The organism is Leuconostoc sp. S50 (genome assembly GCF_016624925.1).
Taxonomy (GTDB): domain Bacteria; phylum Bacillota; class Bacilli; order Lactobacillales; family Lactobacillaceae; genus Leuconostoc; species Leuconostoc pseudomesenteroides.
Map to the genome: position 1 here is coordinate 1 of NZ_JACVUE010000026.1, position 1092 is coordinate 1092.

A 1092-nucleotide genomic window follows, 5' to 3' on the forward strand; every position below is an offset into this window, starting at 1 on the left:
TGAGATAAATCGGAGATAAACTGAAAATTAAATTAGCGTCTTGGCTCAAATGTTTGTTCATAAGCAGTATATTATCTTTGTTTTAAAAAACGTTGCTTTAGTTATTGCCAAACATCCTGTAAACGGTTACAATATATTTGTAAACAACTGATTAACGTTTATCATTAACGCGATAAAATCGCAAAAAAGGAGTAACTCATGGGATTATTAGGCGCAATTGAAGCCGGTGGTACAAAATTTGTTGTGGCGGTAGCGGATCACGACTATAACATTGTAGAGCGGACATCATTTCCAACACTTGATGGCGAACAAACACTAAAACAAGTCATTGCTTTTTTTGACCAATTTGAAAATATTGATGCTATTGGTATCGCAGCATTTGGTCCAATTGATATTGTCGAGGGGTCAAAAACATACGGGCACGTATTGGACACGCCAAAGCGTGGCTGGTCAGGATATGACTTTTTAGGTGCTATGAAGGCTTGGCGTGATATTCCTTATTATTGGACAACAGATGTCAACGGCGCAGGTTGGGCAGAATTTGAAACTGGTGCTGCTAAAGATGTGCAAAACATGGTTTATTTAACAGTTGGTACAGGCGTTGGTGCAGGAATTGTTTCCGGTGGTCGTTTTGTCAGCGGCTATGGACATCCTGAAGCAGGACACATTTTCTTGCAGAAGCATCCTAAAGACACTTACGCTGGTCATTGCCCATTCCACGGCGATAATTGTTTGGAAGGCTTAGCCGCTGGTCCAGCAATTGAAGAACGCTGGCAAATGAGCGCTAAGGAACTACCAGACGATCATTTAGCTTGGGAAATTGAAGCCTTTTATTTGGCGCAAGCAGCTTTGGACTATACAATGATTTTGCGTCCAGAAAAGATTGTGTTTGGTGGTGGTGTACCACATCGTGAAATCCTATTTCCACTGATTCGCGAGCAATTTGCAAAGTTGATGAGTGATTATCTGGCCGTTCCAGACTTAGATGATTATATTGTGCCTGTTGCCAATGGTGACAATGCCGGGATTCTTGGTTGCTTCTATCTTGCCAAGACGCTAATTTAATTTTCAGTTTATCTCCGATTTATCTCG

Annotated in this window: 1 protein-coding gene; it reads left to right on the forward strand. The window is 41.1% G+C overall.

Annotated features, from left to right (window positions below; genetic code table 11):
- Positions 1-198 precede the first annotated feature (198 nt).
- Positions 199-1065, forward strand: coding sequence for an ROK family protein (locus IAE53_RS11225; RefSeq protein WP_010280602.1), 867 nt, complete (start codon positions 199-201; stop codon positions 1063-1065).
- Positions 1066-1092 lie beyond the last annotated feature (27 nt).

Bases quoted from the DNA above. Each gene is read 5' to 3' on its own strand.
- IAE53_RS11225 (WP_010280602.1), top strand. From the start codon at position 199: ATGGGATTATTAGGCGCAATTGAAGCCGGTGGTACAAAATTTGTTGTG.